Origin of the sequence: Pacificibacter marinus (assembly GCF_018860505.1) — a bacterium.
In the GTDB taxonomy this organism is placed as follows: Bacteria; Pseudomonadota; Alphaproteobacteria; order Rhodobacterales; family Rhodobacteraceae; genus Celeribacter; species Celeribacter marinus_B.
In genome coordinates this window covers 23,160-47,880 of the sequence record NZ_JAHKPU010000002.1, presented here as the reverse complement: position 1 = coordinate 47,880, position 24,721 = coordinate 23,160, and the positions used below count along the sequence as shown (strand labels likewise).

Annotated in this window: 25 protein-coding genes, 1 tRNA gene and 1 pseudogene; 7 read left to right on the top strand and 20 right to left on the bottom strand. The window is 55.6% G+C overall.

Annotated features, from left to right (window positions below):
• Nucleotides 1–2: 2 nt before the first annotated feature.
• The 11 genes from KO503_RS00270 to KO503_RS00220 all read right to left on the bottom strand — a co-directional run bounded on the left by KO503_RS00270 (nt 3) and on the right by KO503_RS00220 (nt 8,632).
• Nucleotides 3–1,316: a TrbI/VirB10 family protein gene (locus KO503_RS00270; RefSeq protein WP_215989600.1), complete on the bottom strand. Its 1,314-nt coding sequence runs from the start codon at nt 1,314–1,316 to the stop codon at nt 3–5.
• Nucleotides 1,309–2,004, bottom strand: a complete 696-nt coding sequence (locus KO503_RS00265; protein ID WP_215989599.1) for a TrbG/VirB9 family P-type conjugative transfer protein — start codon at nt 2,002–2,004, stop codon at nt 1,309–1,311. The genes KO503_RS00270 and KO503_RS00265 overlap by 8 nt, the downstream gene beginning before the upstream one ends.
• A gap of 3 nt (nt 2,005–2,007) precedes the next feature.
• Complete coding sequence (locus KO503_RS00260; RefSeq protein WP_215989598.1) at nt 2,008–2,658, bottom strand: virB8 family protein; 651 nt, start codon at nt 2,656–2,658, stop codon at nt 2,008–2,010.
• Between the two features lie 4 nt (nt 2,659–2,662).
• Nucleotides 2,663–3,442 carry a type IV secretion system protein gene (locus KO503_RS00255; protein ID WP_215989597.1) on the bottom strand — a complete coding sequence of 260 codons (780 nt, stop codon included), beginning with the start codon at nt 3,440–3,442 and terminating at the stop codon, nt 2,663–2,665.
• Nucleotides 3,439–4,587: a lytic transglycosylase domain-containing protein gene (locus tag KO503_RS00250; protein WP_215989596.1), complete on the bottom strand. Its 1,149-nt coding sequence runs from the start codon at nt 4,585–4,587 to the stop codon at nt 3,439–3,441. The genes KO503_RS00255 and KO503_RS00250 overlap by 4 nt, the downstream gene beginning before the upstream one ends.
• Nucleotides 4,580–4,738: a hypothetical protein gene (locus tag KO503_RS00245; RefSeq protein WP_215989595.1), complete on the bottom strand. Its 159-nt coding sequence runs from the start codon at nt 4,736–4,738 to the stop codon at nt 4,580–4,582. Before KO503_RS00245 ends, KO503_RS00250 begins: the two co-directional genes overlap by 8 nt.
• Nucleotides 4,731–7,097 (bottom strand): type IV secretion system protein B4, encoded by a 2,367-nt coding sequence (locus tag KO503_RS00240; RefSeq protein ID WP_215989594.1) that lies wholly within the window; start codon nt 7,095–7,097, stop codon nt 4,731–4,733. The genes KO503_RS00245 and KO503_RS00240 overlap by 8 nt, the downstream gene beginning before the upstream one ends.
• Nucleotides 7,087–7,365 carry a type IV secretion system protein VirB3 gene (locus tag KO503_RS00235; protein ID WP_108785957.1) on the bottom strand — a complete coding sequence of 93 codons (279 nt, stop codon included), beginning with the start codon at nt 7,363–7,365 and terminating at the stop codon, nt 7,087–7,089. Before KO503_RS00235 ends, KO503_RS00240 begins: the two co-directional genes overlap by 11 nt.
• A 7-nt stretch (nt 7,366–7,372) precedes the next feature.
• A complete protein-coding gene (locus KO503_RS00230; RefSeq protein WP_215989631.1) occupies nt 7,373–7,663 on the bottom strand; it encodes a TrbC/VirB2 family protein in 291 nt (96 codons plus the stop codon).
• The gene (locus tag KO503_RS00225; protein ID WP_215989593.1) at nt 7,663–8,241 is read right to left on the bottom strand and encodes a lytic transglycosylase domain-containing protein; all 579 of its coding nucleotides are present in this window, start codon (nt 8,239–8,241) and stop codon (nt 7,663–7,665) included. The genes KO503_RS00230 and KO503_RS00225 overlap by 1 nt, the downstream gene beginning before the upstream one ends.
• A 64-nt stretch (nt 8,242–8,305) precedes the next feature.
• On the bottom strand, nt 8,306–8,632 hold the full coding sequence (locus KO503_RS00220) for a hypothetical protein (protein WP_215989592.1): 327 nt from the start codon (nt 8,630–8,632) through the stop codon (nt 8,306–8,308).
• A 163-nt stretch (nt 8,633–8,795) separates the two neighbouring features.
• On the opposite strand from KO503_RS00220, the gene KO503_RS00215 reads away from it, so the two are divergent.
• Both KO503_RS00215 and KO503_RS00210 read left to right on the top strand, forming a co-directional pair.
• Entirely contained in the window at nt 8,796–9,083 is a 288-nt protein-coding gene (locus tag KO503_RS00215; protein ID WP_108785953.1) for a hypothetical protein, read from the top strand.
• Between the two features lie 367 nt (nt 9,084–9,450).
• Nucleotides 9,451–10,941 carry a calcium-binding protein gene (locus tag KO503_RS00210; protein WP_215989591.1) on the top strand — a complete coding sequence of 497 codons (1,491 nt, stop codon included), beginning with the start codon at nt 9,451–9,453 and terminating at the stop codon, nt 10,939–10,941.
• A 263-nt stretch (nt 10,942–11,204) separates the two neighbouring features.
• On the opposite strand, the gene KO503_RS00205 is transcribed toward KO503_RS00210, so the two are convergent.
• The 6 genes from KO503_RS00205 to KO503_RS00180 form a co-directional block, all read right to left on the bottom strand.
• A complete protein-coding gene (locus KO503_RS00205; protein WP_215989590.1) occupies nt 11,205–12,638 on the bottom strand; it encodes a DUF2971 domain-containing protein in 1,434 nt (477 codons plus the stop codon).
• Between the two features lie 154 nt (nt 12,639–12,792).
• Nucleotides 12,793–13,680, bottom strand: a complete 888-nt coding sequence (locus tag KO503_RS00200; RefSeq protein WP_215989589.1) for an HNH endonuclease — start codon at nt 13,678–13,680, stop codon at nt 12,793–12,795.
• Nucleotides 13,681–13,986: 306 nt separating this feature from the next.
• On the bottom strand, nt 13,987–14,709 hold the full coding sequence (locus KO503_RS00195; RefSeq protein WP_215989588.1) for a hypothetical protein: 723 nt from the start codon (nt 14,707–14,709) through the stop codon (nt 13,987–13,989).
• A gap of 482 nt (nt 14,710–15,191) precedes the next feature.
• On the bottom strand, nt 15,192–16,226 hold the full coding sequence (locus tag KO503_RS00190) for an IS110 family transposase (RefSeq protein ID WP_215989587.1): 1,035 nt from the start codon (nt 16,224–16,226) through the stop codon (nt 15,192–15,194).
• 180 nt (nt 16,227–16,406) lie between these two features.
• Nucleotides 16,407–16,607: a hypothetical protein gene (locus KO503_RS00185; protein WP_215989586.1), complete on the bottom strand. Its 201-nt coding sequence runs from the start codon at nt 16,605–16,607 to the stop codon at nt 16,407–16,409.
• A 2-nt stretch (nt 16,608–16,609) separates the two neighbouring features.
• Nucleotides 16,610–16,822: a helix-turn-helix domain-containing protein gene (locus tag KO503_RS00180; protein ID WP_108785920.1), complete on the bottom strand. Its 213-nt coding sequence runs from the start codon at nt 16,820–16,822 to the stop codon at nt 16,610–16,612.
• Between the two features lie 200 nt (nt 16,823–17,022).
• On the opposite strand from KO503_RS00180, the gene KO503_RS00175 reads away from it, so the two are divergent.
• Nucleotides 17,023–17,622 (top strand): hypothetical protein, encoded by a 600-nt coding sequence (locus KO503_RS00175; RefSeq protein ID WP_252730856.1) that lies wholly within the window; start codon nt 17,023–17,025, stop codon nt 17,620–17,622.
• Nucleotides 17,623–17,624: 2 nt separating this feature from the next.
• Here the strand turns inward: KO503_RS00175 and KO503_RS00170 are convergent, their stop codons facing one another.
• Nucleotides 17,625–17,972 carry a hypothetical protein gene (locus KO503_RS00170; RefSeq protein WP_215989584.1) on the bottom strand — a complete coding sequence of 116 codons (348 nt, stop codon included), beginning with the start codon at nt 17,970–17,972 and terminating at the stop codon, nt 17,625–17,627.
• Between the two features lie 429 nt (nt 17,973–18,401).
• On the opposite strand from KO503_RS00170, the gene KO503_RS17955 reads away from it, so the two are divergent.
• A complete protein-coding gene (locus KO503_RS17955) occupies nt 18,402–19,478 on the top strand; it encodes a tyrosine-type recombinase/integrase (protein ID WP_215989583.1) in 1,077 nt (358 codons plus the stop codon).
• 62 nt (nt 19,479–19,540) lie between these two features.
• Here KO503_RS17955 and KO503_RS00160 read toward each other — a convergent pair.
• A tRNA-Cys gene (locus KO503_RS00160) sits at nt 19,541–19,614 on the bottom strand.
• 138 nt (nt 19,615–19,752) lie between these two features.
• On the opposite strand from KO503_RS00160, the gene KO503_RS00155 reads away from it, so the two are divergent.
• The 3 genes and pseudogenes from KO503_RS00155 (at nt 19,753) to KO503_RS00145 (ending at nt 23,225) form a co-directional block, all read left to right on the top strand.
• Complete coding sequence (locus KO503_RS00155; protein WP_215989582.1) at nt 19,753–20,406, top strand: protein-L-isoaspartate O-methyltransferase family protein; 654 nt, start codon at nt 19,753–19,755, stop codon at nt 20,404–20,406.
• 113 nt (nt 20,407–20,519) lie between these two features.
• Nucleotides 20,520–21,848 (top strand): annotated as a pseudogene (locus KO503_RS00150) (TolC family outer membrane protein); the annotation flags it as partial.
• A 117-nt stretch (nt 21,849–21,965) separates the two neighbouring features.
• Complete coding sequence (locus KO503_RS00145; RefSeq protein WP_215989581.1) at nt 21,966–23,225, top strand: hypothetical protein; 1,260 nt, start codon at nt 21,966–21,968, stop codon at nt 23,223–23,225.
• A gap of 14 nt (nt 23,226–23,239) precedes the next feature.
• On the opposite strand, the gene KO503_RS00140 is transcribed toward KO503_RS00145, so the two are convergent.
• Nucleotides 23,240–24,691, bottom strand: a complete 1,452-nt coding sequence (locus tag KO503_RS00140) for a cobyric acid synthase (protein ID WP_215989580.1) — start codon at nt 24,689–24,691, stop codon at nt 23,240–23,242.
• Nucleotides 24,692–24,721 lie beyond the last annotated feature (30 nt).

Here is a 24,721-nt window from a genome sequence, read left to right as displayed (position 1 = left end):
AATCAGAAAATCTCCAGATCACGGTCGACCATCACGGTGACGCGGGCACCCTGATCCACATAGATCACCGGCGAGACAGAGAGATATTCGCCGATCACGCTTTGTGCGCTGTCTTGCAGGTCTTCCCCAATGCCCTCGAGCACATCAGAGGTGATCTCGTCTTCGGTGTTCTGGGCTGCCACAGCAGGCAATGCCCCGATCAGCGATATTAGCGCGGCTGACCCGAACCGCGTGCCAAAGCGGCTGTCGACGAAACCGGTCGTGCCGGAGCGGCCCAGTTCATCGCCCCCGAAAGCGCTGATTTCGACGGTCTGGTTGCTAGGCAAAATGATCCGGTCCCAGGCGATGGTCACGCGTTGCTGTGCGATGTCGAGGCCGGATTGATACCGCCCGATCAGACGCGCGCCGCGCGGGATCAGGATCTGCGAGCCGTCATAGGCATGAACATCTTCAGACACCATCGCGCGGACCTGACCGACGAGCGAGCTGTCGATCGCTGTCTCCAACACCGCCTGGATCATCGTGCCCTGAACGACCGTGTTTGACGGGTTCACAATCACCTGGGCCTGCGTCACCTCGGCGGGTTCAGCGCCGTTGCGGACAAAGTCTGTCTCGCCATAAAGCCGCCGCTGCCGCGCGGCGGTTTCATTGTTGCCGCCTCCGGTGCCGCCAAAGGCGATGATCGGGCTGGCGATTCGGGCTTGCAGCTCCTCAAGTTCGGCTTGCCGCCGCCGCTCGAGCTCTTGAAGACGCAGTTCTTCGGCCGTTGGGCCTGTCGGTGTGGGGGAGCGCGGAGTTTCCAGTCGTGCAAGCTCCAGATCATTCTGCAGTCGCTGGATTTGTCGTGCACGTTCTTCCAGTTCCTCGCGCAAGGCGGCTTGCGTTGCTGCTGCCTCGCTACGAAGGGTATCGATCTCTGCGCCCAGAGCATCCAATGCTTGTGTATCGACGGTTGGGGCTTCCGGCGCAGGCGCGTTGCGAAGGGCCTCAAGCTCGCTCCGCAGTGCATCCATTCGCGCGCGCAGCTCTTCTGTTTCGCTGTCTGCTTGCGGCTCCGGCGGCGGGATTGTGTCTATCGGTGCAGGCGTGGGCTCGAGCGCACCAAAGCCCGGTCCCGCCGCTTGGAATTCATCTGGGGAGGCGGTTTCCAGGCTGTCGGGTTCAGAGCTGTCAGAGAACAACAGCAAGAGACCACCAAGGGCTGCGATTGCCCCAATACCCAGGGCAATAGCGACAGCAGACGGACGTGCAATTGGCTTTTGTGTTTTTTCTTCAAGCGCTTCGAGGCGTTTCTTAAGCTCGGCTGTTTCACTCATCGTGGTTTGCCTCGTTCATCTCTTGGACGCAGATCTCGTCATCACCGAGCCTGAGAACCCATCGAGTGCTGACACCTGACACGCGGATCACGCCATCTGGCCGTGCGAGCGCGTTCACGCTGCGCTCATTGCCACCGGACAATCGAAAGATCGCGGGCAATGGGGCATTCGCGGCAAAGCGGAAATAAGTGAAGGTGCCATCGTCCCAGATTTCTCGTGGGGTGATCTCGGATCGCGCGCTGACGCCATAAGCGTGGTTTGCTGGCTGGTTTGTCGCCACCCGCGATTGCCGTGGTGCCGCTTCTGGATAGTTGAAGCGAATGACATAGAAGGTCGGCGAGCTCGCCTCGGTCACGTTGAAGTAATAGCTGCGCCGGTTGGTGTAGACGGTGATGTTAGTATGCGCGCCGCGCGTGACGGGCTTGATTGCAAAGGCCTGGCCACCGGGCACGCCGTCGAGAAGGAACCCTTCTGTGTCACCTGCAATGATCGAGCGTATGGTCTCGCCTTGGCCGAATTCGATGCTGGTCACGTGGGTCAGGCTGGTTCTGATGCGGTAGACCTGCCCATCTTGATAGGTGGCCAGCCGGACGCGGGCATCATAGGGGCCTTGGCGCGGCTGCGTTTCGGCATTGGCGGTGCCAGCAAGAGGTACGAGGAATGCGAGGATCAGGAACAGGCGGTGCATGGGTTACTCCAAGCGATCCGAACGGATCGCATATTCGGTGACGGTGAAGCCGAAGGGGTTCTGCCAGACATCGTCGATCGACCGGCTATTCTCGGGCCGAAACTCAAACATCAGCGTTGCGGTGAAGAGCCCGTTTTGACTGCCGCGCGGCGAGTTGAGCCGCTTGCGCAGGCGCACCTGGGCACGATTTGCGCTGATATGGGTGATCGACAGAACCTCGACATCAAGCCGGGCATCTGTACCGTAGCTGTCCGGCGGATAGGTCTCATGGCCGCTGGTCCATAGCGCGCGCAGACCAGCGGCAGCAGCGCCGTCCGACTGGTCCAGGACCCGCCGCACCCGCACGTCATTGTCGAGCTGATTATACGTCTCTCGATCAATAACATAGCGGTAGACCTGTGCCTCAATGATAGCGGGGCGTTCCGTGAGTGAGACCGCTTCAACAACGGCATTGGGGAGGGCCATGCCGGTCTCAGAATCAAAGGGCACGATCATGGGCGGCGGGTCCACGTCGAACAGGGCAACGAGGGCAGCGGCGAGGCAACCTGCCATGCCAAAGCCCATGCCTGTCAGCCCCAGTTTCTGCCACATGAGCTCGCGTCGTCGTGCGCCGTAGACGAGCTCTTCTTCGATGACTTCTGCCTCACTTTTCATGGGATCAGTCCGCGCGCAGGTCTGGCAGGGTGAAGTCCATGTAGCGGCGCTCTTCGGCCAGCGTGGCGGCATCCACCACGCCGGATTGGCCCGCACCCACGGTCTGAATGGCCTCGAGCTCCCACATGCGGGTCATGGCAATCGCCAGTTCGGCCGTGACGCGGGTATTGTGATCCACGGCTTCCTTGAGCGTTTCCATGTCCGGGATCAGCGACACAAGCTGCTCGACCCGCTCGAGGGACTGCGCGGCTTCGTCATAGCTGTTCTCGGCCGCCGCCGACATCACCGCCCCAGTGCCCGCCTGGCTAGCAACGCGTTCTGCACCCGGATTGCCGCTGCTGGCCATGTCGGACAGGGTATCTTGGTCAAAACCTGCGTCCTCCAAGGCTTGCGTCATGCGGCCTTCCATCTGTGGGGCCGCATTGCCGATCAGGCCACTGAAGTCACCGCTCTGGATTTGCCGGATGGTGCCAAGGAGATCGCCGAATTCCTGATCGAGCAGGCCGTCAAGGTCGCCGCCCATGGCCATTTCGATGATATCCGTCGCGCCGGTCAGGGCTGCGTAAGTCTCGTTGAGCGTGTCGAGTTGCTGCTGAACCAGGTCGAGTTGTTCGAGAAGCGTGTCGAGCTGGTCAGTTTGGATCCCGAAATCCTTCAGCATCTGCTGCAGTTGGCGAATTTCCTGGGCGATGTTGCGTGTGTCGACAGTCGGAACACCTTGGGCAGATACGGGTGACGCAACCAACAGCGCGCAAGTGGCAACGTTAGAAAGAAAGCGGATCATCGGAATGCCTCCAGATCGAATTGCATGAAGTCTTGTTCGCGGGCCTGTGCGGCCGCCATGGCCAGCTCGGCCGAGCTAAGCGGGCGGGTATGGGCGGCCTTTAGGCGCGTACGGATGGCGATCAGGCGGGCGAGTTCGGCCCGCGCGTAGGTGTTGAGCGACATGGCCGCGTGAATGTCGTCGGTTTCGCCGATGCGGGTGATGATGTCCTGCACGCGCAGCGCGGCCGCTTGCACCGAGACCAATGAGTAGTCGCCATAGACCCCCGCCCCAAAAGAGGTCAGGCTCATCGTGGAGTTGGCAAGCAAGACGGGATCAATCGTGCCAAGCGCATCGACGCCACCGACGCGGGCAAGGTAGAGATTGTAGCGTTCGGGGATGACCTGAACGTAGTGCTGGGTTTCAGCGAAAGGGGGCACGCCGCTGTAGCGCTGCACGTTGCCGGGACCGGCATTGTAGGCAGCTAGCCCGTGAATGATGTTGCCATCAAACATGGCCAGCATCTGTGCCAGATAGCGCGCGCCGCCGGTGACCTGGATGTAGGGGTTTTCATAATAGGCTGGGTAAATCCCGAGATCCTGCGCCGTACCGGGCATGATCTGGGTCAGGCCAAACGCGCCGACCGGGGATCGCGCGCCGATGGTGAAGCGGCTTTCCTGCCAGATCAGCGCCTGCAGAAGGCAACGCCATTGCTTGGGCGAAAGGCCCGCCGTGCCCACGCCGGACATATGGTGCGTTTCCTGCGCGGCGCGAATGATCAGCTGTTCGATCGAGCCGGACGCATCGCCGAACAACTGGGCCGCGCCGAGATTTGGGTCGACAGGATCGTAAAGCGTTTCTGCGGCGCTTTCAGGTGATGAACCAGCTTCCAAGCTCGCAACCAGCGCGCCTGAACTCCCGCTGGTCAACGTCGTGGCATTGAGGATGTCTTCCAGCGCCTGGAGTTGTTCTTGCTCGATCGCCTCAAGCTCTTCTTCTTTGGTCAGCCGATCTCGCTGCAGCGCCAGATCTTGTTCGCCTTGCTGCAACACGCGTTCACGCTGCAGGAACATGCCCGCATCAAATGTGGGCACGCCTTGGGCAAAAGCCACCGGTGCGGCGAGCGACACCAAACCCGCAAGGATATGCGGGCGGAGGCTATTCATGCAGCGAACCAATCGGCCCGAGCAGCTCGAAATTGCAATTGCTGCGGCTGACTTCGGCAAAGAAGGTGAAGCATTCAGCTTCGGACGGCCGGTATTCCGAGCAGGCTGTCAGGGTCAAAAGGGTGAGGGTCAGCACGCAAAGTCTACGCATCAATCTGTCTCCAAAAATCGGGGTTTTGGCGGTAATCCGCGCCAACCAGCGCTTCGCCTTTTTCCATGCCGCCAAGGATCGTGAGATAAGGGCCAAGGGCGCTTAAATCAGCGTCGACCACCACCGAGCCTTGATCGTCGCGCACCAGCGCTAGGCGAGAGTTGCTGCCTGTGCCGAGCAAAACGCTGAGCTCTTTTTCGGTGAGACCGAGCATGGTGTAATCGGTGGCTGAGGCGCGGATGTTGGGAAGCAGGAGCTGTGTCGGCACGGCCTCGAAAATCGTTTTGCCGGTTCGTGTTTTCTCGAGCTGGCTTGCGTATTGGGTCATCATCACAACGACGGCATTCTGTTTGCGTGCCGTGACCAGCCAGTTGCTGAGCCGGTCTGCGAAATACGGGTTGTCGAGCGCCTTCCAGGCCTCATCGATGATGATCAGCGTCGGCTTGCGATCCTCGATCACGCGCTCCACCCGCCGAAACAGGTAGGACAGGACCGCCATGCGCTCTTTCTCGCTTTCGCTGTCGAGAATGCCGGTGAGGTCGAACCCCACGACATTACCATCGAGCGAGAAGGTATCTTCAGAGCTTTGTCCAAAGATCCAGCCAAAGCGGCCATCCGCCGTCCATTCCTGGATCCGTTCGAACAGATCCCCTTCATCTGCCCCAGCCACAAAGAGTGAGGCCAAATCCTGCCAGTTGCGCAGGGCGGCATTGTTCGCCCCAGCGTTCTGTCGCACCACCTCTTGGATCCGGTTGACCTGAACTGGGCTCAGGGGCTTGTCGGTGCGATTCAGCAGCGTCGCCAGCCAATCGGAGAGCCAGGCTTGACCGCGCCCATCGATTTCGGTGCGCAGCGGGTTGAGACCGGTTGCTTCACCTGCCTTGATGGCACTGTAGCGCCCGCAATTGGCGCGGACCGCCATTTCCATGCCCGTGCGATAGTCGAAGACAAACACGCGCGCGTCGCAGCGACGCGCTTGGGTCATGAGGAAGGCCGACAGCACTGATTTGCCAGAACCAGGGCGGCCGAGGATCAAAGTATGACCACCAGTCGGTTCTTTGTCTGGCTGTCCGGCCTCGTGGTAGTTGAAGAGGAAGCCCGAGCGTTCAGGCGTTGGAAACATGCTTATCGGCTTGCCCCAAGGTACATTGTCTCCGGGTTTGCCCAATTGACTGCGATGAAGCGCCGCGAGGTCGGCAAAGTTCGTGTTGGTGATGGCGGCCTTGCGGCTGCGCATCTGTCCATTGCCCGGGTGTTGCGCGAAATAATGGGTTCGGGCCGCAAAGCTCTCGTTCACCAGATTGACGCCTTCACCGATCGCGATGTTGCGCACCTCGGCGGCGATCGCTTCCAACTTTTCCTCGGTCTCGGCGAACACCGTCACCGTCATGTGATGATCGCCAAAGCTGAGCCGCTTGGATTCCAGATCGTCCAGCGCGTCGACCAGTTCTTCTGCGAGGGAAATCGCGCCGTCATCGCTGGCCTTCATCAGACGCTGTTGCCGCTTGATCCGACTGGCCATGATGTTGCTGTTGATCGGCGTGAAGGAATGGGTGACGACCATGTCGACGGGCAGGTTCAGCTCATCGAACATGGTGCAGCTGGTTTTGGCTGGATAGGTCTTGATCGCAAAGCTGGTGCCAAACCGCTTTCCCGCCGTTCCGTCGTCCAGCGTAAAGCCTCGCCCCTGAAACGTGACGCGCGTGTTGGCCACATCTTCGGCAATGACGCCAAATCGCGATTTTGCGAAAAGCGGCCGTTCCTGACCAATGTTGAGCGCCCCGAGGAAACCAAGCAGTTCGCCGCTTTCGGCTCCAAGAAGGCGCGGGTTCATCTCTGCAAAGGACGACAGCAGAAACCCGACGACCTCCTCGAGCTTGCGCAGCTGCTTGGCTGTCTGGTCTTTCATCTGTTCGATTGAGTCTGAACGCTTCAGGCGTAGCCGCGCGCCGAGGGGAGGACGTTTCAGCACTGTCAGCGTGAGCGTTTTGTCCCGCAGGCCCGCCCGAGCCATGGCCGATTGCCAGCGGGTGTCCAGCGCTTGCGCGAACTCTTCCTCGCGAACCGGTGGCAAGGCCGTCTCGATCGCTTTTGAAACCTTGTGGACGTAGAAACTGAACTCTGGCCCAATCTGCGCAATGATCGCCGCGAAGAGCGCGCGGATCTTTTCTAGATGTGCGTCATCGCTTGTCATGCTGTTGACGCCATCGAGGCGGATGCACTGGAACAGTGCGTTGCCGCGTGTGCGGATCGTCACGTCATTCACGAGGCTGACATAGGGCAGCATGCTGGCCATTGGACGCTCTTTGCGCGCCCAGTCCGGTAGCATCGCAAGATCATCTGAGGGGTCACGCAGCATAGCTGTCCCCCGAATGGATCTTGCGATTTGGCGTCGGGGGCGTTTCCTGCAGCGCGGTGACCATCACCTCAAGAAAGGCCGGGTCCCAGTCAGCGGCTTTCCACAGCACAGGATAGGCCAGAGCGGCGATGATGATCACCGGCCAGCTCTGGACCCAGAGAAACAGCAACACAAACCCGAAGAGCCAAACCATGGCATACATGATCGGCAAGCCGATGAGCTTTGGCGGCCGGATCAGGCCCAGGAAGAGGCGGGTTTGAGTTGCCATGCCGGATTTACGCGCCCCAGATGGCGGTCACGATGGTCGGCGCAGCTGCGATGCCTGCGATAGCGACCAGCACCCAGAGGGCTTGGCGGAAGTCGAGGATTCCGAAGAGCCAGGAGAGGAACACACCGATCAAAGCCAGCGTGCCGATGACAATACCCAAGGGGCCGGTGATCGTGTCGACGATGCCTTGGAGAAGGTTTTGCACCGGTGAGAGGTCGATACTTTGCGCGAGCGCGGGATTGGCAATCATCAAACTGACCAGAGCCAGCGACAGGATCGTGCGGAATTGAATGTGCATCATGAGGCTCCAGTCAGTCGATCACGCACGGCCATGACGCGGCGCACGTGATTTTGGGTTTCTCGGTAGGGAGGGATGCCGCCATGGCGAGCGACCGCGTCAGGCCCCGCGTTGTAGGCGGCAAGCGCGAGTTCGGGCGTGCCGAACTGCGCCAACATCATCAGAAGGTAACGGGCAGAGCCATCCAGATTGGCCTGCCAGTTATGCGGATCCACGCCGAGCTGCGCGGCCGTCGCTGGCATCAACTGTCCGAGGCCAATCGCGCCTACGGGACTACGCGCATTCGGGCGATAGGCGCTTTCGATTTCGATATTGGCCTGGAACAGCGTCTGCCATTCCGTCACTGAGAGCCCGGCGCGGCGTAGTGCAGGATGCCCACCATAACGGTGCGCGGTGCTTTCAATGGCAGCGAGGATTTCGGGGCGGGGAACTGCGCGGGCGGGTGCAGGTGGGGGAGCTTCAGGCTCTGGCGCTGCAAAAACAATCAGCTCTGGTGGGTTTGCGCCAATCCCGTCGACATAGCTTTGTGCAAACCCTGATTGGGGTGCTTTGGTTTCCAGCTGGCCATCGGCCCGCATGGAAAGCACGAAGCCTTCAGAATAGGCGGGTGCAGCAAGGAATGCTGCGAGGACGGCAAGTGGCTTAGCCCGCGTCGTGCAGCTTGTGCGAGGCAACCTTGCCTTCGAGCATGGGGATTGAGACGATCGAAACACCAAGGCCCGCAAGGAAGCTGGATAAGCCGTTGATCGTCTTGAATTCCCGAGCAGCCATGTTGTTGCGCGCGGTGACAAGCAGGCGGCGCGTCTCGCCATCTGGCGAGACGCAATGCACGGTCCAAACTCCGGACCACTGAGCACCTGTACGTTTGGGCGTAACTCGGCACACGACATCCGCCGAATGTCCTTCGGCGAGCAGTGTGCGCAGCCCTTCTTCGCTGACAACATTTGGGGCGTCTTGCATCAAATTCATAGGATCGAGCCTTGCAGAATTTCGCATGAGCCCGGCAGTCCCTCATGGACTACCGAACCGATACAATATTATAATTATGCAATCAATAGGTGCAATTTGCGTTATTGCGCCATTCATGCGTTGAAACGAATTTACTGCAACGGAGTGGCTGAGCCAAGATAATATGGCGCTTTTGAAACAAACATTGGCGGTTATGATCGTTCTGAGCTGGAGTTCTGCCTCGATCGCGGGCAGTTGTCTGCCGCCTGTGCCGCCCTGGATGCCGACCAATGCACATGACGTGCAGGCCTATGCAGATCTGTTGCAGCGTGATGCGGAGACGTATTTTACCGATGTCGAGCGGTACTTCCGTTGCCTGGATCAGGAGCGACGGGAGGTTTTTGAGCAGGTTAGGGACTTCACCGAAGACTACGCGCGCGTTTTGGAGCTTCTGGACGGCGTGAGGAAATGACACCGGTCCTCGAGTAGGGAAAGCTGGCGCTCAACAAAGCTGCGGCGAAGGTCTCCCATGCGGGGTAAAGTGTGAATTCGCCGCGCCGGCCTCAACAACCGCTTTCTGAGTATTGCGACCGCAGCGAAAAACACCAAGGGCGGAAAGTGTGAATTCGCTGCGCGTGCGAAATATAGTCCAACCGAATGAGAAAGCAGACATTCGGCGGCACGCGGCACTTTCAACCGCAGCAAACGTCCGCTTCTAACCCGCATTGACCAACGCCGCAGGATAAAAGCTGCGCATGTGTGGGGGCGGGTAGACAGAGAGTAAGCGCGACTCTACAGTTTAAAGTGTAACCATTTTTTTATTTTTTTTAGGGGGCGTCATGCTCGCACTTATTTTATTATCAATGTTAGGAACAGGCTTAGCAATAGATAGCCTTTTGCCCGATGACGACGAGAACGCCTCAGGCGACACCAATCGCGCTAACGACGAAAGCGACGTCGGGGTCCTTTACCAAAGCGACGACGACACAATCGACGCAGACGCAGACGCAGACGCTGATCTTGGGGCGTCATTTTCGTTAACGGAAACGGGCGTGTCTATTGAGCTTGGCGAAGATGAAACCGGCCGCATCGCCGTCATGTACTATACTGATACCGAACCCAACTCAGATGAGTTCGAACGGGACGAGGCGCGCTTTTATCTGGTGCCCGAGGGCGTGGATTGGTCCGGTCAAAACTGGGAAAATCGTACTGATATCCCTGGCGATGACGGCGGCTATTTCGAGCTTGATGATTTTGAAGAGGCCCATGATCTTGAACTTCTGGGGGTTGTTGATCTTTCGCAGGTTGAGGCCAACGAAGACCCAAGCGCCCGCGTCGGCGATATCGAGACAAACACGCCCATCGACAGCTATTACCTCACTGCGAATACGGACGGGGATGATATAGTGGGGTTTCTTCCAACGGATTATGTAGTCACGATTAATGGTATTCCAGAAACGATCGTCACCGAAGACACAGTTGGCAGCGACGGCTTTGATTGGATCAGCACAGACGAAGACAACATCACAGTTGAGGGTGGTGACGGGGATGACCGTCTCGAAACAGATAATTTCGATGTGACCCTTATTGGCGGTGATGGGGATGATGATATCAACGCCTATGGCCCCGGCGTCACACGGTTGGGGACTGATAGTTTGGGTTTCAATTGGCCCGATGACGGCACCGATCTTGACACTGGTATCGTCATCGAAGGCGGCGCGGGCGACGATGATATTACCGGGTTCATCGTCGATACCGTTGATGGCGGCGAAGGCGATGATAGGATCAGCATCAGCGCGGGCACCGCAATGGGCGGCACGGGCGATGATAGTCTTATTGTCAGCGGTGAAAATTCCGAGGCCCACGGTGGCTCTGGAGATGACTTTGTGAGCCTAGACTATGGCGCGACGGGCTATGGTGGCGATGGCAATGACAATCTTCAGGTCGATGCAGGCACCACGAGCTTTGGCGGGGCCGGCGATGATACGTTTACCGTAAATGATCACTTCAACGCCGATGACGAAACCACCGTGATCACCGGCGGAGAGGGCGCGGACACGATTCATGTGAGCCCAAGAGCTTACTCTGTCGAGAACGAGAACGCCTTTGTGCGGATCACCGACTTTGACATCACTGAGGACGTCTTGATGATCGACAACGGAGATTTAGACAGTATCGATCGCATTGAAATCACTCATGCAGACGACGGGAGCTATTCTGACGTGATCGTGGTCTATGAACCCGATTATTCGAGCCAAGAGGTCCCCGTGGTGATCCGCTTGGACGGTGATACGGGCATTACACTCGATCACATCGTGGTCAACGCCTAAACCTTTGCACTGCGGTAAATGCCGTGGCGCAAAGTCTCTGCATGGAATGTATGGCGCCTGCTGCCCCGTCCAAGTAAGCGTCATACCAGCGAAGAGATCCGACGCTAGACGTATAAGACAGAAACGCTTAGCCGTGGGGGTGTGCTGAGCCATAACCAGCGGGCATCACCGCGCGTCGTCCGCCCCATAGCGAATGTCAACAATGCGGGCTGCAATCGCAGCATTGACCTAAAAAGTCGAATTGCAGCTCAGGGCCGGGAGTATTATAATTTTCTCTGGGAATAACTGTTGATAATTTGTCGTGCCCGTCGGTGGCCCAACTCATCAGCTTTGCGCAATAGCGTCATGCCTTCTTCGAGGGTTTGCTTGTCGGAGACCAGGTGAACTCCCAAGTTTAATGTGATGCTTGGGTCTGTTTCGTTCAAGTTGTATGCTGTTCGCAGAAGCGCGACCACTTTCTCTAACTGTCCCATCGCCTCGTAGGCGCATGCCATGCCATACCAACCAGCGGCAACTTCGGGAAAGCTATTAGAGAGCGTCTTGTATTCGATAAGCGCTTTGTCGTGTTCTCCGGCGAGCCCATGGGCAGTGGCCTTTATGTGACGTAAAAGAGGAGAGTCAGGCGATCTTGACAGGTTCTCGGCAGTTTGAAAAATCACCTCTCCGTACATTTCTTTCTGGATAAGTTGTTCCATCCATGCCGCAAGCTCCTTTTCGGACATCTCCCTAGGTTGCTCAAGCTTATTGTCTGGCAACGATCTTGCTCGCGGTTGCAAGATCGGGGGCTCCAGTTCGACCCGCTCAAGAGTGTTTCCGCCATCACGTTTCTTAATCTTGAACAATCGGACTTCGTTGTCTGAATGATCACGCAACAGCTCTATGTAGTGCTCCTGTCGTTCCGCTGAACACCTGAGACCAAAAATGACTTCTATCAAAGGGCCGGGTAGATCGCAGAGACCAGAATATGGTTCGACGTACCTAACTTCCTCCTCATAGGCCCACGAAGTTGGTTTCGTCGAAATGACACGTTGAAATGTCTTATCTGTAAAGGCCATCTTGAGACTTGAAGTATACGGCTGCCCGTTCTCATCAACCGCCAAGGTCAAAGCGGTCTGCAGTCCATCATCGGCCATCTCTGGTAGTTTATCCGAATACCGTACAGGTAGACAGTGATTTGGATCAGCTAGCTTTGATCCAGCAGCCCGCTTGAAGCCGAAACAGACGCCATAATGGTTGTCGCCGTAGTGAGCCCACATCAAGTCCTGAACGGGATTTATGGATAAGCTAAGGATACCAGTTTCCGTGAGTTGAGTGTCCATTTGATAGAGTGTTTTTCGAATGTCGGACGGTTCATGGCCGGTGTGGTCCAGCATAAAAGCTCTCCAAGCATTGTACTTTGTATCTAAATTTTCCGACGAAGCTATTTTCTCAGTCACAAAGGAGATCTTATCAGATGTATATCCAAAGAAATCTTCGCCATTAGACGCCGCCCTTTGAGCTTCCATCATGAAGCCCAAGATTGACGCGCTCATTCCTTCTTGGATATTTTTCTCAAACCAAGCTGGGGCCACTTCCTGGAGAGTGCATTCAAACGGGTCGTTTAGTTGATGGGCCGTAGCCAAATAAGCTTTCTTAGTCGTTATTATGCTCTCCGTAAATTTGCCATCCGCACGGTACTTGTAGAGAATATCTGTCATAACCTAGCCCAATAAATCTGATCAAAAGCACCCACTTAACTACCACGGGACAAGGCTGGGAGGAACAGTATTATTCAAAGCGAATGACCAGTTTGACAGGCCGCACCGCAGCATGCCCAACGACGAGCCAATGTCGGCAATGGGCCGAGACTAACTAGAATCCTCGTTTTGCCAAAACCTTTGTTCGAAATGTTGCGACGTCCGAAACATACAGAGACCGATGGATTGCGCGATGGCAGGTCGAGCACAATACGGCAAAGTCGCTGGCATTTAGCGCTCGTTCGTCTCCTTCATTCAAATCTGCCCAAGGAAGGAGGTGGTGCAACTCAAATCCACTACCCCAAATCGGTTGGTCCGCTTCTGAAATGGAATAGTTACATGCATCGCAACAGTAACCCTTTTCGTGAATTAGGTGGCGCGAGTTTGCCCGACCTTCCCATCGTTCGTGAAGTCTCTTTCGGCGATACTCAATTACGCTTGGTTGATCGCCAGGTAGGGCAGTTTGATTTTGAACATACTTGAGAACGTCAGAGCGTAACGGCGTCTCTTCATTTAAGCCATACCACAAACTTGACTGACCAAATCCACCTTCTTTTCGACCGGGAATTGCAAAGTGACGCTCTGCTTCAGGGATAAGAACCGCGCTATCTGCAATCACTCGCGTGATTGGCGTTCGATCAGGAAGTTCAGAAATTTCAGGCTTTCGAAGAACGGTGGCACTTGGGTAGAAACCTACAATTCGAAGGCCACCATTCTGTTCATGGGGAGCACAAAAAACGACAACAACTGGTGACGTTCGTTCAGCGTTTTTTGATGCACCAAGCCGTTCGATTGCTATCTTTCCGTAGTTGCCGCTCTTGTCGTCCCCAACAGGAACGTAGCCTCTAAACAGGTTGTCATCGCAAGCTCGAAAATTCAGAGCCTCTGCTGGGGTGTTTCCGTCACGGATGTAGCTGTGATAAGAAAATGGACGCTCTTCCCTTGATCTATATTCTTTCATCCATGAGATTCGACAACATAGGATTTTGACGTGTTCAATCATACTGACCTCATACTGAATTGCTCAATCACAGTGCGCTCATCTACCACGAACTACACTTGAAAGATGCTTTGCCTCAATGTCCGCAATGCGAAAGCTGTGGCGCAGCGCTTGGTGGCCTGATCAGGGGCCGCTAAGGGCCGTTCGTGTCGATAGACACCTTGGGCGGAAACCGGACCTTCGCTGCGGTTTGCACCAAGGTCAGCTATGCGGGTAAAGTGTGCTTTTGCTATCGACGCACTAATTGCTGCTATCCATTGGATCAACAACGGGTCGTTTTTCGCCGAAAATCTTTCGGACACTAAGATGCTATTCTGAGCCCGCCAGCCGCCTACCGATGTTTTCCCAATAGGCAATTTTTTTGCCGGCACCTTTTATTTGCGCCGCCGGATGCATGGTGCAAAAAAAACTAGTGTCGCGTGAATGCGTGACCTGCAGGCCGTCGACTTCGACAAAATCCTTACCCGCAATCTGTTGCCAATGAGCTTGATATTGTTTGCTGTAGAACACTACGTTACGCGGCTTGTGGGTGTTAATAGCATTTTTGATCGCCGTGATCCGCGTTGGCAACATCGCAGCTTTATAGCTGGCCCGATTGCGCAGGATCGGATCATTTGAGAATTGGTTGTAGTGCCAAACACTTGTCTTGGGTGAAGGAAGTGGCAACAACTCAATTCCGCAGGTCTTAGACCCACTTCGCAACCAACGCTCGCCCTGCATCACTTTTGATGTAGTAATGTCATGAGCCTTACCCTCGGATAGAAGTTGTGCCCGCATAAGCCAATCCCATGTGCGTTGTGCGGCACGCACTGGAGGAGTGAATAAATGACCCACTCCAATCGCGTGATGATACTCTGCGCAGTCCTCAAGGATACGTCCTCCACGCTCCGCCCATATGCCGATGCGGGTCTGGACATCCTCAAGGCTATTGCCCCCACCTTCTTCCATACCAATGAACCAAGTGTCAGCATTGAAATCGCCATAGCCGATGAAAGTATTCATGAAAGTGTCGAGAGTGTTTTGATTTAACATTTGTCGGTTCATTTTAATGCGTTCATAGAAAATGCTCCTTACCCAAAAAAACTTCTTTTAGCATTTTGAAAATAAACGCCGTTTGATGCATCAAAAAAGCCCGTTCATAGCCTCGGAGCCTGCTGAGCGACTTTTGTCACTACCGTGATAGGAGACATGCGCTGCTTTGCCAAAATTTGTTCAATTTGAACTCAATTCTGCCCTTCGCTGCAAGGTCTGTCAATGGCGGCTTCTCTAATTGGGTGTTTGGGTCAAGCTCATTTTCCTTCTTTCTTTCGGGTCTTTGTCACTCATCCGGGTCACGCTTCTCTTCGCAGTCTGGTTGATGCCGTGCTGGCACCGCTGCACGCATATGTCGGATCGGCAGTGGAGAGCCTTGCTTTGAGACGCGCTTCAAGAGGCGCAGCAGCCATTTTCGGCTTCTTCCACGAACCTCGTCCGGTGAGGGACGACCCCGTCAGGTTTGGTGTTGGCGTTTTAGATCATGCTTTGCCTCCCACCTGATCCTGACGAAATTCCGTGCCATCAATCCACATCCGGTGGAGCAAGACGGCGAGTTTGCGAGCGACGGCGACAACGGCGCGGCGACGTCCTTTGGTCCGCACCAGCCTCATACCCCAGGATTTGATCTGGGACCCGGCCATCGTTCGCATCAGCAAAGCGTTGGCGGCTGCGTACAATGTTGCGCGGACATCCCTGTCCCCCGCTTTCGAGATGCGGCCAGGATTGTCGTGCTCACCAGACTGGTATCGTCGCGGGGTCAGCCCAAAATGCGCGCCAACAGTGCGAGATCGTTTAAAGCGCGTCGGATCGTCCACAGCGGCTTTGAAAGTCAGGGATGCAATCGGACCAACGCCTGGGACCGTCATCATCCGCATGCACACGTCATCTTGGCTGGCAGCGCGTTTGACCCTGCGATCCAGTTCCAAAAAGTGCTGATACAAAACCACGCGTGCATCCAGCAGCGGCACCAAAGCATGGACCAGAACGTCGTCCATCTCGATCAACGGTCGAACAACACCGTCAAAACTGCCGTGCTTCACAGTCGTGGGCAGGCGAATGCCAAAGATCTTCAACAGACCACGTACCTCGTTGGCGAGATCCATTGTCTTCTTCAGGAGCGCTTTGCGGGTACTCAGCAACGCACGGACGCCATGCGCTTCGCGGCTCTTCATGTGAACAGGGCTGAACCAACCGGTGCGCAGTACCTGAGCAATGCCGCGCGCATCATTCTTGTCTGTTTTGTTGCGCATTGCTGACAGCGCGGCATTGACCTGACGCGCCTCCATACAAACGACGTCAAGGGCCGCTGCCTTCAAGCCAAAAAACAGATGTTGGCTCATCGTGCCCGCCTCAAAACCAACCCGTTCAATCGGATGGGGAAACGTTCCAAGGCACTCAACGATGTAGCTGACCTCGCAAGGTAGCTCTCGCTCAAGCAGCACTGTTCCCTTGCCATCAACAATGCAAAGCGCACAGGATCGCAGCGATACGTCTATTCCAGCAAAGTAATCCATTTCTCATCTCCCTTGTTCACAGTCATCCTGTGATCTTATCGGGAGCTCGACCTCAGAACAGAGGGCAGCCCAATTACGCATGCTTTGGGCCGTCCTTGCCACGGCCAATGTCAGCAACGCGCTGTGGTTCTCACCCACTCATGCCAAGCGCAGAATCGGTCGAAATGGGTCTACCGGCCGTTAGCTGCGCTTTGCGGAAAGGCTTGGTTCCCTGACCTGATTTTGGTAGTCTGGCAACTCGATCGAGCCGTTCTCATAGATCGCTGCCTGCGTCTCGCCATTGTCCCACCGATACAGCAGGCCGATTTCTTCGCCTGTCTTTATACACGTAATGCGGCCGATGGCTTCGGCCGTTAAGCGAACACTTTCATGTTCGGGCATAACTAGCCCCTCTCGTTACACAATTCCTTGGGATCGACGCCGAGAGCATCTGCGATCCTCTCCAGAACATCGAGCGATGCTGAATTCCTAGCGAGTTCGATCTCGCTGATATAGCTGCGATCGACTTCCGCAGCTAAGCCTAGTTGTTCTTGGCTCAATCCTCTGGAATTTCTTAGATTCCGGATATTTAACCCTACTCGTTCTCGAAATTTCATGGCCTGTATTCGGCCAGATCACAAGAACCGCTCTACGGAATATATTCCACAAAACGCGCGCGAGCCTCACAAAGAGCATGCTCGCATATGGTGTAAAGGCAGAGAGTGGCGGTAGGGTAACAATAGTGCAATAATGTAATCAAAAGGCATGAATTGATATGCGGTGCAGATTCATCAGGAATTGGCTCGGCGGGGTCGCTATGGCTTTGCTTTCAACCGTGGCTCCACAAGCGGCGAAAGCCTATCAGGTGGACTGCGCCATTCTGCTTTGCCTGGCCGGTGGGTGGCCCGCGTCAGCAGAATGCGCCCATGCCCGTGCTGTGTTTATCCGCAGGATTACGCCCTGGCCGATTGAGCCGCCGTTGCAAATCTGGCGCTGCCCGATGGGTGTTTCTGAGCCCGCTCCGTTGCAAATTACGGCCCCTAGAATCTGGGAGGCCAGCTACCGAAATGGTCAGGCACTCGGCGAAGTCATTCTGGCTCAGGTGGCTGAAGGCGGTGCCGATATCGACATCAGTGGTCTGGAATTCGATTTCGTGCGCTCGATCCGCGTCTGGGATGTGCGGTACTATAGTCATCGCGAACGTGGCCGTGATGATGATTGCTCTGAAAGTTACAACATGCGCCTCGGGACCTATGGAACGCAGGGTGAATTCGGTTGGCAACGCATGACACCAGCGGCCGCTCCGCAATGGGTTCTGCCGTCGCGGCGCTGTTCGTCGTCAAGCTGGCGTCGCGGGGTCGGTGTTGAATGGGAGGATCACGAAGGCACCCACGGATATGAGTGGGTGGCCTACTAGGGCTATTCGCCGATGTCCTTCATGCGCTCAGCAATGTCGCCCGCAATACGCTCATACAGGGCGGCTTGCTTGTCCCTAGGAGAGCCAGGCTTCGGGTTCCTTCGGCGGATGCGTTTGGCAAGCCAGAAGAGCAGCCGGGCTGCTGGATCAGACGTCGCATCCGGTTCTGTGGCCGGATACTTATCCTCTAGGGCGACGACGATTTCCTGCGACAGGCTGCGCCGGTTCAGGGTGGCATGTGTTTCCAGACGCTTCTTCAGCGCGGCAGGAAGCAAGAGTTTGAATTGGACCAAGGCTTCATCTTTCATGATTCCATGATGGACAATATTTGTCCTCAATGATATGGACATTTAATGTCCTTTTGTTGAGGTGTAAATATGAAGACAACCCAATTCAAACTGAACCTACCAGCGGACGTGAAAGCCTGGCTTGAAGAAGAGGCCGTGCGGAACTTGCGCTCACAGGGCGCGCAGGTGGTGTCTTGTTTGCGGGCAGCGATGTCCCGGCAAGAAGCCGTGGGTGAGAGGGCTGAAAAATGAGCCCAAGCCATATCCAGTTGATTCCAACCCCAGAGCTCGCGCTTCTCTTCGGTTACAATGAACCGAGCGCGTCCTTCTACGACTTTTGCCGCAGGACTGGCATCGCTCCGGTGCCGGGGCGGCGCGGGTGGTATGACCCGAAGCTCATTCGCGCGCGATTGGATGCTGTTCAGGGCATCAGCGCGGCAGAACGCGAGGCCACTTCGCAACCGAGCCTTGTCGCACAGCGGAGAGCGCGCCGTGCCCAGAAGTAATCTTCCCAAGGGTGTCCACCGTGTCCGGCGCAAGGTTGTGTCGGGGGTTCGCTACCATTTCTATGCCTGGCGGGGCGGCCCCAAATTTTGGGAAGGGACGGACCCGAACCCCAAAGAGCCCGAATTCTATCATGCGTTTTCACAGTGCGGCACGCCTGTGAGCCCGGCTGAATATCTGACGACTCACTTGGTCGACGATTTTCTGTCCAGTGCGTCCTTGCCCAAGGCTGAGCGTTCAAAGGCTGATATCCGCAAATGGCTGGACCTGTTCCGCGAGGAGTTCGGTACCGATCCTGTCGCCATGTTCGAAGAGCGCGCCTCGCGGGGCGAGGTCAACAATTGGCGCAAGAAGTGGCTTCATTCGCCCAAGCAGCACGATATGGCAGGCACCCATGCGACACGCGTCCTCAATTGGGCGGTGGAAGAGGGAAAGCTAAAAGAGCATCACTGTCACAAGCTCAAGAAGCTCTACCAATCGAACCGAACAGAAATCATCTGGACGAGTGGCGACATAGCCCAGTTCAATAAGCACGCGCCGAAATGGGTGCAGAGGATCCTGACCGCCGGATGCGAAACCGGATTGCGAGCGGCTGATCTGGTTCAGGTTAAAATGGACCAATTCGAGGACACGCGGCATGGCAAACGCCTGCGTTTCAGGACCAGTAAGCGCGGCCAGATCGCATATATCCCAGCTACCTCAGCCCTTGAGAAATTGATCACAGAGACGCCGGAAGGCCAAGATGTGCTGCTGGTGTCAGAGCTTGGCAGGCCTTTGACGGCCCGTTGGGCATCGAACCAGATCACCAAGTGGCGGCGCGAAGCTCAAATCCCCCCTTGGATCGACGGTAGAGAGAAGACTTTGTCTGATACTCGCGGGACGGCGGCGACAAGATTGCTAAATGCCGATCTGTCTTTGCGCCAGATTGCGGTGTTGATGGGGTGGTCGGTTCGCTACGCGGCGCAGGTAATCGAGCATTATGCGCAGGTTAGCCCGGACGAAAGCGATGCGGTTTTGCGCAAGCTCAATCGAGCAAAATCACTGTCTCAAGACACAAAAATGTAAACGCCCCTGTAAACGCGGGGCCTCAAACACGGCAAGGAGTGATGTAAGTGATTGTTTTTAAATGGAGGCGAGTACCGGAATCGAACCGGTGTACACGGATTTGCAATCCGCTGCGTAACCACTCCGCCAACTCGCCTCGTTGTGGTTGAGCGGGGTTTATACCAAGGATGCGGGGGCTGCAAGACGCCAAATGTATGATATTCGCATGTTGCCGTATGTCTTGTGATATGGCAATAACGCAAGAGACTCCTATGTGAACGAAAGAGTTCAGCTCATGACAGATTTTGCAAAACTGCGTACCATGATGGTCGACACTCAAGTGCGGCCCTCAGATGTAACCAAATTTCCGATCATTGAAGCCATGTTGACCGTGGCCCGCGAAAACTTTGTGCCGACGGCACAACGTGCTGCAGCCTACGTTGGTGAACATGTGTCACTCGGCAATGGCCGTGTGGCGCTTGATCCGCGTGTTTTGGCTAAGATGTTGGATGCGCTCAACATTCAGGACGACGAATTGGTTCTGGATATCGGCACAGGCCTTGGGTATTCGTCGGCCGTGATTGCACGAATGGCGCAGGCTGTGATTGCTGTTGAAGAAGATGACGCACTGTCTCAGGATGCCACATCAGCGTTAGCTGAGGCTGGGGCTGACAATGTTGTCGTCGAGATGGCGGCTTTGACCGCCGGTGCACCACAACACGGACCTTACGATGTTGTCGTGTTGCAAGGCGCTGTTGAGGCGATTCCTGCTGCAATTTTAGACCAAATCAAAGAAGGTGGGCGCATTTGTGCAATTTTCTTAGAGGGACCTCTTGGAATTGCACGCATAGGGTACAAGTTAAACGGTGACATCACTTGGCGTTTGGCGTTTAACGCAACGGCTCCGGTGCTTCCGGGGTTTGAGGCAGATCGCGCATTCGCGCTTTGATATCGATTTGGGCAGGTCAAAAGGCCGCCCCGTTTAACAGATGAGGCAGGCACATGAAACTTGGCATCAAACGAACACTCGCAGCCAGTTTTTTGGCTATTGGAACGGCTCTGAGCCCCTTAGCCCTATCTGCCGAAACGCTAGGCGACGCTTTGGCTTCGGCCTATAAGAATTCAGGTCTGCTCGAACAAAATCGTGCAAATCTGCGTGCGACAGACGAAGGTGTTGCTGCAGCCGTTGCATTGATGCGCCCAACGCTGAGCTATTCTACATCGGCAAGCTACAGCAGCTCTACCGAAACTTGGACCAAGGCGTTGACGTTTTCGTCTAGCATGGCGCTGTACACGTTTGGACGGAATAAGCTGAACATCGATGCGGCCAAAGAAACAGTTTTGGCCACGCGTGCAAGCCTTGTCGCCATTGAGCAAAACGTTTTGGCTGATGCGGTCACGGCTTATATGGACGTGCGTTACTATGATGCACAGGCAAACCTACGCGCCAATTCGGTGCGTTTGATGCAGCAAAATTTGCGTGCTGCCCAAGATCGGTTTGAAGTGGGCGAAATTACCCGCACAGAAGTTAGCCAAGTCGAAGCCCAATTGGCGTCTGCGCGTGCTGATCTTGCAGTGGCTCAGGGCCAAGTTTCTGCCGCGCGCGAAGTCTATAAGGTTGCCGTTGGCACCTACCCATCCAATCTGTCCAGCCCGCCGGCTGTAAAGACACCAGTCAAAACAGTCGAAGAGGCCGTGCAAGTTGCAAGGCGCACCCATCCAAGCATCAAAGCTTTACAGCACCAAATCGCGGCCTCGGATTTGGCCGTCGAAATCGCCGAACGCGGTTTGTTTCCATCTGTATCGGCCAGTGCATCGCGGGCGTTTAGCAGCGACTTCGGTGAAAATGCTTTCGACGCAGATAACACAACAGACAGTCTCAGCATCACGGCGAGTGGTACGATTTATTCTGGCGGTAACAGCGCGTCCATTATTCGCGAATCTATGGCCAATCGTGATGCGGCACGCGCAACGCTTCTCACAACCACACGCCAGATTGAACAAGGTGTGCGTACGGCTTGGGCTATGCTGTCTGTATATGATGCCTCATCTCAAGCGACAGAAGCCTCAGTCAAAGCGCAGCGCGTTGCCTATCAAGGCGTGAAAGAAGAAGCGGAATTGGGCGCGTCCACCACTTTGGATGTGTTGGAAGCTGAGCAAGATTTGCTGGATGCACAAGTCTCCGCCATTCAGGCACGAATCAATCGCGAGGCTGGTATTTATACTTTGCTTAACGCGATGGGTCTGATGACCGTAGACCATTTGAAATTGAATGTGCCGGTGTATGATCCTGCCGCCTATTACAATGCCGTGAAAACGGCGCCCTCTCGCAATGTCAGCGCTGAAGGTGCGAAACTGGATCGTGTCTTGGAATCTTTGGGCCGCAAATAAGCCTTTGCAACAATTTTGAAAAAAAATCCGCTTGGGCGTGCCTGAGCGGATTTTCTATTTGTTGTGCGTGGCACAGAAGCTGGCTACCATAGGCGGCAGCAGAACGAGGGAATCGGAATGTCTGATCCAATGACAAATATGGGCGCGGATGACGTGCTAGCGTCTATTCGTAGATTGGTTTCGGAAACCTATGATCCGCAATTGCGGGCACAATCGCAGACAAAACCGCCTGAACGGTTGGTCCTGTCGCCGGATTTGCGTGTGATCGATGGCCGTTCTGCACCCTATACTGCATCTATTGATGATCATAACGCTGAGCCGGCTGACACTGTGGCCACGCCTGATGATCTCGCGCCTTTGGTGCTTGAGGTCGAAGATGCGACACATATTCCAACTCTCACACCTAAGGTCGTCCCTGCGGCGGTGCCAGAGAGTGACAGTGAGCCACAGTCTTATTCTGATACAGATTTGGGTTCTGACACAACTCTGACAAATGAGTTTTCATCAGCGCAAAAGGTTCAAAACGAAACCAGTGTTGTGGACGATGAGGCGGTTACACAGGCCGAACCTGAACAGGAAACCGAGCCCGCGTTCAACACTCAGTCGGCGCCGGCGCGCGCGACCTCGATCGTCGAGGATGCCGTCCACGCCGCGCAGGTGTTGATGCAAGATAACGATGTTGAGGCGCAAGACACTGCATGGTCCTTTGCCTACGATGACAGCCCAAATGCGCAGGCGGCAGATCGTGCGGCTGGATTGTCGCTAGAGGAGCGCATCGCGGAACTTGAAAGTGCAGTTGAAGCCAAATCCAATGACTGGGATGCAAGCGGGTATGATGACGATGATGAGGACAGCCCGCAGGTGTTCCCGCAGGCTTTGGTGAATTCTACTGCGCGCGTGTTGAATTTTCGCACTGCTGATTTCGATAAATTGGCGGAAGCTGCTGAAGTCAAAGCGCAAGCCGAGCGCCAAACGGATGTTTCCACTGCCACTGGTGCGGAGGTTGACGCAGCAGCGCCCAAAGCGCCTGATGTTGATGTTGCGCAAGACGCCTTTGATGCAGGTGAGCATGCAGTTAGCGGGACTGTGGAGCCTGATGTGGCAGCCAGCGAGCCTGAAGTCAAAGCAGAGTCTACCGGGTCCGTGCCACCTTTACAGTCGGTGTTGGATGCTTTGGATGACGACGAAGATGAGGACTTGGCGCTCGCAGGATACGCGGATGATGACATGCTCGAGGAAGAGGCCTTGCGCGATATGATTGCCACTGTGATTCGCGAAGAATTACAAGGCGCTTTGGGCGAACGGATCACCAGCAATGTGCGCCGTCTGGTGCGTCGCGAAGTCCGGCGCGCTTTGACCCTGCGCGAATTCGAATAGTCAGATTTTTAATCTCAGACGTTTTCAGCCAATGTGATCAGCATATCGAGGTCCAGATGGGCTTCCATATGTTGGGCTAGTGCATCCAAGGTTTCGTCTACGCCAGCCTCAAAATCACCCTGCGGCGCGTCTAAACCAAAGGGGGCAAGATAACTGTGACGAAAGCTATCCGAGGCAAACAACCCGTGCAGATAGCAGCCTTTGATGCGGCCAGACGCTGATTGCGCGCCCTCAGGGCGGCCCTCAACGTCAAACCAAGGGCGGTTACAATCCATGCCTGTTGTGCGTCCGATATGAATTTCATAAGCGCTCAGTGATGTGTTGGTTGCAATGTCGCGTGCTGTGACTTCGGCCAAGCGTTTGTCGCCAGTCATCACAGTTTCCACGTCTAAAAGCCCAAGGCCCGCCACGCGGTCCGCTGTGCCTTCAATCCCGTCTGGGTCATTGATCCAAGTTCCAAGCATTTGATATCCGCCACAAATTCCTAAAACATGTCCACCACGACGCACATGGCCTAAGATGTCGATGTCCCAGCCCTGTGCACGCAGGTAGGCCAAATCCCCGATGGTGGATTTGGTGCCGGGCAGCAAGATGATATCTGCATCTGCGGGCAGGGGGCGACCTGCTTCGACTATTTCAATCGTGACATTGGGTTCAGAGGCCAGCGGGTCGAGGTCGTCAAAATTGGCAATGCGTGACAGGCGCGGTACAACGATTTTGATATGACCATCACCGCTTGAGGCGATGTCCATGATGTCTTCTGCTGGCAACTTATGGGCATCCGCAAACCAAGGAATCGTACCTAAATTGGCCCAACCCGTCATGTCTTCAATAGATGTTGCGCCGTCTTTGAAAAGGCTGACATCGCCGCGAAACTTATTGACGGCAAAGGCTTTGATGCGATTTTTGTCCTCTGGCGGCAGAACGGCATGGGTGCCCACAAGTTGCGCAATGACGCCGCCGCGATCAATGTCGCCGATCAGCACCACAGGCACGTCAGCGGCTTCGGCAAAGCCCATATTTGCAATGTCTCCATCGCGCAGGTTGATCTCGGCAGGGCTGCCCGCGCCCTCAATGATTACAAAATCCACATCAGCGGCAAGCCGTTGAAAGCTGTCTAAAACAGCAGGCATCAACGTCGCTTTCATCTTACCGTAATCGCGCGCTTTCACTGTGGCGACACGATGCCCGTGCACGATAACTTGTGCACCCACATCTGTTTCAGGCTTCAGCAGAACGGGGTTCATATCGGTGTGCGGGGCAAGGCCGCAAGCGCGTGCTTGCAAGGCTTGCGCACGCCCGATTTCACCGCCATCCGATGTGACGGCTGCGTTGTTGGACATGTTTTGCGGCTTGAACGGCGCGACCTTATAGCCACGTTTGCAAAGCGCACGCGCAATGCCAGCAACCAACATGGATTTTCCCACATTGGAGCCAGCCCCTTGGATCATAATCGCTCGCGCCATACGCACCTCGTTTCTTGAGTGCTGTTCTAA

Bases quoted from the DNA above. Each gene is read 5' to 3' on its own strand.
- KO503_RS00180 (WP_108785920.1), bottom strand. From the start codon at position 16,822: ATGAAATTTCGAGAACGAGTAGGGTTAAATATCCGGAATCTAAGAAAT.
- KO503_RS00265 (WP_215989599.1), bottom strand. From the start codon at position 2,004: ATGCACCGCCTGTTCCTGATCCTCGCATTCCTCGTACCTCTTGCTGGC.
- KO503_RS00225 (WP_215989593.1), bottom strand. From the start codon at position 8,241: ATGCGGGCCGATGGCCAGCTGGAAACCAAAGCACCCCAATCAGGGTTT.
- KO503_RS00235 (WP_108785957.1), bottom strand. From the start codon at position 7,365: ATGGCAACTCAAACCCGCCTCTTCCTGGGCCTGATCCGGCCGCCAAAG.
- KO503_RS00270 (WP_215989600.1), bottom strand. From the start codon at position 1,316: ATGAGTGAAACAGCCGAGCTTAAGAAACGCCTCGAAGCGCTTGAAGAA.
- KO503_RS00155 (WP_215989582.1), top strand. From the start codon at position 19,753: ATGACAGATTTTGCAAAACTGCGTACCATGATGGTCGACACTCAAGTG.
- KO503_RS00145 (WP_215989581.1), top strand. From the start codon at position 21,966: ATGTCTGATCCAATGACAAATATGGGCGCGGATGACGTGCTAGCGTCT.
- KO503_RS00200 (WP_215989589.1), bottom strand. From the start codon at position 13,680: ATGATTGAACACGTCAAAATCCTATGTTGTCGAATCTCATGGATGAAA.
- KO503_RS00185 (WP_215989586.1), bottom strand. From the start codon at position 16,607: ATGCCCGAACATGAAAGTGTTCGCTTAACGGCCGAAGCCATCGGCCGC.
- KO503_RS00205 (WP_215989590.1), bottom strand. From the start codon at position 12,638: ATGACAGATATTCTCTACAAGTACCGTGCGGATGGCAAATTTACGGAG.
- KO503_RS00240 (WP_215989594.1), bottom strand. From the start codon at position 7,097: ATGCTGCGTGACCCCTCAGATGATCTTGCGATGCTACCGGACTGGGCG.
- KO503_RS00210 (WP_215989591.1), top strand. From the start codon at position 9,451: ATGCTCGCACTTATTTTATTATCAATGTTAGGAACAGGCTTAGCAATA.
- KO503_RS00195 (WP_215989588.1), bottom strand. From the start codon at position 14,709: ATGTTAAATCAAAACACTCTCGACACTTTCATGAATACTTTCATCGGC.
- KO503_RS00260 (WP_215989598.1), bottom strand. From the start codon at position 2,658: ATGAAAAGTGAGGCAGAAGTCATCGAAGAAGAGCTCGTCTACGGCGCA.
- KO503_RS00190 (WP_215989587.1), bottom strand. From the start codon at position 16,226: ATGGATTACTTTGCTGGAATAGACGTATCGCTGCGATCCTGTGCGCTT.
- KO503_RS00175 (WP_252730856.1), top strand. From the start codon at position 17,023: ATGGCTTTGCTTTCAACCGTGGCTCCACAAGCGGCGAAAGCCTATCAG.
- KO503_RS00170 (WP_215989584.1), bottom strand. From the start codon at position 17,972: ATGTCCATATCATTGAGGACAAATATTGTCCATCATGGAATCATGAAA.
- KO503_RS00140 (WP_215989580.1), bottom strand. From the start codon at position 24,691: ATGGCGCGAGCGATTATGATCCAAGGGGCTGGCTCCAATGTGGGAAAA.
- KO503_RS00220 (WP_215989592.1), bottom strand. From the start codon at position 8,632: ATGAATTTGATGCAAGACGCCCCAAATGTTGTCAGCGAAGAAGGGCTG.
- KO503_RS00255 (WP_215989597.1), bottom strand. From the start codon at position 3,442: ATGATCCGCTTTCTTTCTAACGTTGCCACTTGCGCGCTGTTGGTTGCG.
- KO503_RS00215 (WP_108785953.1), top strand. From the start codon at position 8,796: ATGGCGCTTTTGAAACAAACATTGGCGGTTATGATCGTTCTGAGCTGG.
- KO503_RS00245 (WP_215989595.1), bottom strand. From the start codon at position 4,738: ATGCGTAGACTTTGCGTGCTGACCCTCACCCTTTTGACCCTGACAGCC.
- KO503_RS00250 (WP_215989596.1), bottom strand. From the start codon at position 4,587: ATGAATAGCCTCCGCCCGCATATCCTTGCGGGTTTGGTGTCGCTCGCC.
- KO503_RS00230 (WP_215989631.1), bottom strand. From the start codon at position 7,663: ATGCACATTCAATTCCGCACGATCCTGTCGCTGGCTCTGGTCAGTTTG.